At 65.6% G+C, this 4,517-nt stretch carries 6 protein-coding genes; 3 read left to right on the top strand and 3 right to left on the bottom strand.

Annotated features, from left to right (window positions below; all coding sequences use genetic code 11):
• Positions 1-260 precede the first annotated feature (260 nt).
• Positions 261-707 carry a PaaI family thioesterase gene (locus ACZBJS_RS42000; RefSeq protein ID WP_076824994.1) on the bottom strand — a complete coding sequence of 149 codons (447 nt, stop codon included), beginning with the start codon at positions 705-707 and terminating at the stop codon, positions 261-263.
• A gap of 5 nt (positions 708-712) precedes the next feature.
• The gene (locus tag ACZBJS_RS41995; protein ID WP_463440281.1) at positions 713-1,147 is read right to left on the bottom strand and encodes an acyl-CoA thioesterase; all 435 of its coding nucleotides are present in this window, start codon (positions 1,145-1,147) and stop codon (positions 713-715) included.
• Positions 1,148-1,353: 206 nt separating this feature from the next.
• On the opposite strand from ACZBJS_RS41995, the gene ACZBJS_RS41990 reads away from it, so the two are divergent.
• On the top strand, positions 1,354-1,911 hold the full coding sequence (locus ACZBJS_RS41990; protein ID WP_316396453.1) for a TetR/AcrR family transcriptional regulator: 558 nt from the start codon (positions 1,354-1,356) through the stop codon (positions 1,909-1,911).
• 85 nt (positions 1,912-1,996) lie between these two features.
• On the opposite strand, the gene ACZBJS_RS41985 is transcribed toward ACZBJS_RS41990, so the two are convergent.
• Positions 1,997-2,482 carry a hypothetical protein gene (locus ACZBJS_RS41985; RefSeq protein ID WP_076824984.1) on the bottom strand — a complete coding sequence of 162 codons (486 nt, stop codon included), beginning with the start codon at positions 2,480-2,482 and terminating at the stop codon, positions 1,997-1,999.
• Between the two features lie 208 nt (positions 2,483-2,690).
• Between ACZBJS_RS41985 and ACZBJS_RS41980 the strand changes: the two genes are divergently transcribed.
• Positions 2,691-2,972, top strand: coding sequence for a PsiF family protein (locus tag ACZBJS_RS41980; protein WP_076824983.1), 282 nt, complete (start codon positions 2,691-2,693; stop codon positions 2,970-2,972).
• A 325-nt stretch (positions 2,973-3,297) separates the two neighbouring features.
• Positions 3,298-4,383, top strand: coding sequence for an AbrB family transcriptional regulator (locus ACZBJS_RS41975; protein ID WP_141343460.1), 1,086 nt, complete (start codon positions 3,298-3,300; stop codon positions 4,381-4,383).
• Positions 4,384-4,517 lie beyond the last annotated feature (134 nt).

Raw genomic sequence — 4,517 nt, 5'->3', positions numbered from 1 at the left:
CTACTCTGCAGAGCCAGTCACGCTCTCCGGCGACATCTACGCGAGCCACCCAGACATAAGCGCCACTATCAGACTATGATCAAACTATTTTAGCGCCTATGGGCTTTCGCCAGGACGACACGGGGTGTGTGGCGCGGCCTGCATCCACAATCGTCGTCCCTGCGAAAGCAACACGCGCTTCGACCAGCTCCGTCCTCCCGAGGTGTGTGCCTTGCGCCGCAAGGCTCGCACCTCAGGGTGACGGGGAGAGAGTTAGCCTTCTACGACTCCCGCCGTGCCAGCGCCATCAGCGTGCCGCTCATGGTCGCGACCAACGTCTCGGCGCCGTCCTGGATCGCATAGGCGCGGCCGTCGCAGACGGTCAGCGTGCGGCCGGGCTTGACCACGACGCCGCGGAACACGAACCGCTCGCCGCGCGCCGGCGCCAGCAGGTTGGTCTTGAACTCCACGGTGAGGATGTCGGAGCCTTCGGGCATCAGCGTGAAGGCGGCGATGCCGCAGGCATTGTCGAGGCCCGCGGTGATGATTCCGGCATGCACGAAGCCGTTCTGCTGGCAGAATTCCGGCGCGTAGGGCATCGCGAGATCGACCTCGCCGGGCTCCATCCGCGCGATTGAGATACCAAGCGTCTGCATCGCGCGCTGGCGTGCGAATGTATCGGTCGCGACCGCACGGTAATCGGGATTCTTCGGCTCAAAGCGGGGCATGGCGGTTACGCGATTGCGGGCTCGGACGGCACAAGATGCGGCATCGCCGCGTAGCGGATCGCCGGCGCAAACGGCGTCGATCTGCGCGCGGCACGGTCGATATGCACGGCCGCGATCTCGCAGGTCGCTGCGATCTCGCCGGTCTCCGCATTGCGCATCTCGTGCAGGATACGCATCGACTTGTCGCGGAACTCGACCAGCCGGCTCTTGACCTCGACGAGGTCGCCGGCGAGCAGCTCGCGCTTGTAGGAGATGTTCTGCTGCACGGCGGCCATGCCGCGGCCGGACTCGCGCAGATAGCTCGGCGTCAGGCCGAGCCGCGCGAACATGTTCCAGCCCGCCTCGTCGAACTTGCCGACATACCACATGACGTTCATGTGGCCGATATGGTCGCAGTGCCAGGGGTAGACCGTGCCGCGATAGGTCGCCTCGCCCTCCATCGGATCCCTCCTTCGATTTTTGATACGGTAGCGTATCAGGGACGAAGCAGGCTAGCAATACGGTACCGTATCAAAGCATGATCCGGAAAAGTGCGAAGCGGTTTTCCCTCGCGACAAACGCAACGCGTTTGCGCGGAGATCATGCACAAACAAGCGATTAATGCGCGATGACGATCCCATCGCGCATTAGGATGCGCGGAGATCGCATGACTGAAAGCAAAGGCGACGTCTGGGTCGCGGCCGGCTTCGCCGAACTCGCGCATAGCGGCGTCGACGGCGTGCGGGTCGAGGTGCTGGCGAAGAATCTCGGCGTCACCAAGGGCGGCTTCTACCGCCGCTTCAGGGATCGCGCCGCGCTCCTCGAGGCCATGCTGACGCGCTGGCGCGACCGCCGCATCGCATCGATCGAGAAGCACACCGCGCTCGACGGCGCCAGCGCGCGCGAGCGGCTGAAGGCGATCATCACGCTGTATTCGGAGCGCATGAACACCGAGGCGATGGCGGTCGAGCTCGCGATCCGGCAATGGGCGCGCACCGATGAGGCCGCTGCCGCCGCCGCCGCGAGCGTCGATGCCGCGCGGCTGAAGAATGTCGCCCAGCTCTATCGCGCCACCGGGCTGCCGACTGAAGAGGCCGTTGCGCAGGCCTTCCTGTTCTACTGCTTCATCTTCGGCCAGAGCCTGCTGTTTCTCGAGCGCGGCCCGCGCAAGCGCGCGCAATTGCTGGCGCAGTCGGCGGACAAGCTGCTGACGGAAAACCCGTAGAGAGAGAGAGTTGCAGCCAATAGAGCCGGTGCAAACAGAAAGCGGCCGGCTTACGCCGGCCGCTCGCCAAACTCGGTCGGCTCGCTCAGGCGCCCTTCAGGCGCTTGTTGCATTCGCTGTAATAGCCGCCGCCCTTCTGGATCCACTTCAGGCCGCCATTGCCGCCGGTGGCCTTGTTGGCGTTGTACTGGTCGACGCAGGTGTGCATGCGTCCCTTGCCTTCGGACTCCTTGGCGTATTTGGGATCGATGGCGTTCGGAAATACGGCGGGTCCTGCCGGCGCCGCCGGTGCCGCGGCGGGCGCCTGCTTGGCTTCTTTCGGCGCGGCCGGAGCGGGCGCGGCGGCTGCCGGCGGCGGAGCGGCGGGCGCCGCAGCCGGGGTCGCGTCGGCGCCGCACTGCGCCTTGCGGAAATCATTCCACTTCTGGCCGCCGAGGGTGCCGGCCGACTTGGCCGCCTGGTACTTGGCGCTGCATTCCTGCGCGGTCAGGGCCTGCGCCGGCGCGCTCGCCGCAAAGGCTGCAAAGCCTGACACCGCAAGCACGCACAACAATCTGGTCTGAATGGTCATCCCTGGTCTCCCGTCATCCCTGGTTTCCCGTTGGTTTCCCGTGGGGAGCATTGGCGTAAGACCATTATCCTAGCTCAACCCCGACTTGCGACAACGCGCCAGCGCGCCTGTGCGTTAAAATATTGTGGCGGCGGGACCGCTGCATGTTCATCCACGGTTCAGCATCGTCGCGCGACGTTTCGGCCCTCTTTCCCTCACGAGGTGCCCCATGAAGACGATTTCCACGCTCGCGTCCGCAACCGCCCTGGCCTCCCTGCTGCTGATGGGCGGAGCTTTCGCGCAAACGGCCGCGCCCGCCGCCAAGGACGCCGCTCCGAAGGCCGAGACCAAGGCGCCGGCCGAGAAGAAGCCGCGCACCGCCCAGTCGCTGGAATGCTCGAAGGAAGCCGACGCCAAGGGGCTGCACGGCAAGGAGCGCAAGAAATTCCGCTCCGAGTGCAAAAAGGAGAAGTCGGACGGCGCCGCCGCTGCGCCCGCGGCGACGAAGTAACGTCCGGACAGGCTTGATGCGATTCGCTCTCCCCATCGGGGAGGGCAGTCGCAACTGCGCTCGATCCCTCGACGAACCCGTGGTGCCCGGCCTTGTGCCGGGCACCTACGTGTTGGATTGCGCGCGGGAAAGGCGTGGATGGCCGGGACACCTGCGCGAAGACGCGCTTCGCGCTCTGCCCCGTCATGACGAATTTGTGGCGATACTGATCGCAATCCCCGGCCCATTTCGAAGGGTGAAAATCTGTGCGCCGGGCGAGCCGCGGCGCAATGCTGCAATCGCGAGATGCATTTGTCGCGTTCACGCGAATTTGCCATAAGGCGGCGTGACCCTGATCCGCGCTTCGATGGCAACGGCCATTCCCGACCGCAGCAAAGTCCTGAACGGGCTCGAGACCCTCGTCATCGGCACCGTCGGCGGCTTGCTGTTTCTGTGGGCGGAATTGCCGGGCGGCCTGATCTCGGGGGCGATGGTCGCGGTCGGGATCGCCGCATTGGCCGGACGGCCGCTCGCGGTGCCGGCGGTGCTGACGCAATCGGTGCTGCTGTTGCTCGGCATCTCCCTCGGCTCGCTGATGTCGCAGCAATTGCTGCAGCACATGAGCTCCTATCCGCTCACCATCGGCCTGCTGGCCCTGGCGACGTTCTGCTCGACCTTCGGCTCGAGCCTCTATCTGCAACGCATCCATGGCTGGGACCAGACCTCGGCTTTCCTTGCCGGCAGCCCGGGCGCGCTGTCGCAGATCACGATCCTCGCCGCGGAAAAGGGCGCCGACGTCGCGGCGATCGCGGTGGTGCAGACCATGCGCGTGATCATCTTGACCGCGGCGCTGCCGCTGGTGCTGGCGCTGACCGGGGTGACGCATGCAGCGCCGCCGCCATTGCCAACCTCAGTCGCCTCGCCGTTCGGCCTCGTCGCGCTGGTCGCCTTATCGATCGGCGTCTCGCTGCTGCTGCGCTGGATCAAATTCCCCGCCAGCTGGATGTTCGGCGCGATGCTCGCCTCCAGCCTGCTGCACGGCTCCGGGCTGGTCGATGGCGGCCTGCCGCCCTGGCTCCGCAACGTCGCGCTGGTCGGCATCGGCGCCATCATCGGCACCCGCTTCGCGCGGATGAAGACCTCGACGCTGCTCAGTCACGTCAATGCCGGGCTCGGCTCGTTTGCGATTGCCATCCTGATCTCGGCCGTGTTCGTCGCGGTGATCGGCTTCACCACCCATGTGCGGCTCGCGGACGTCGTGGTCGCCTTCGCGCCGGGCGCGATGGACGCGATGCTGGCGCTGGCGTTGACGCTGCACATCGACCCGATCTTCGTCGGCGCGCATCATCTGTCGCGCTTCCTGTTCGTCACCATCTCGACGCCGGGCATCATCCATCTGTTCGGCCGGCCGCAGGACGACGTCGACGATTAGGCCCCCTTTGTCCCGTCATCCTGAGAGCCTGACTGAAAAATGGGTGAGTGATCTCAGTGGGGTGTGATTCCATCGGATTTGCAAAGATTCGAGGGAGAGCACGATGCCCTGGACCAAGATCACTCGGGAGCAAT

The sequence above is a fragment of the Bradyrhizobium sp. KZN70725 genome (genome assembly GCF_055264925.1).
Note: the sequence above shows the minus strand (reverse complement) of the source record. Positions and strands in the feature narration are given on the sequence as shown.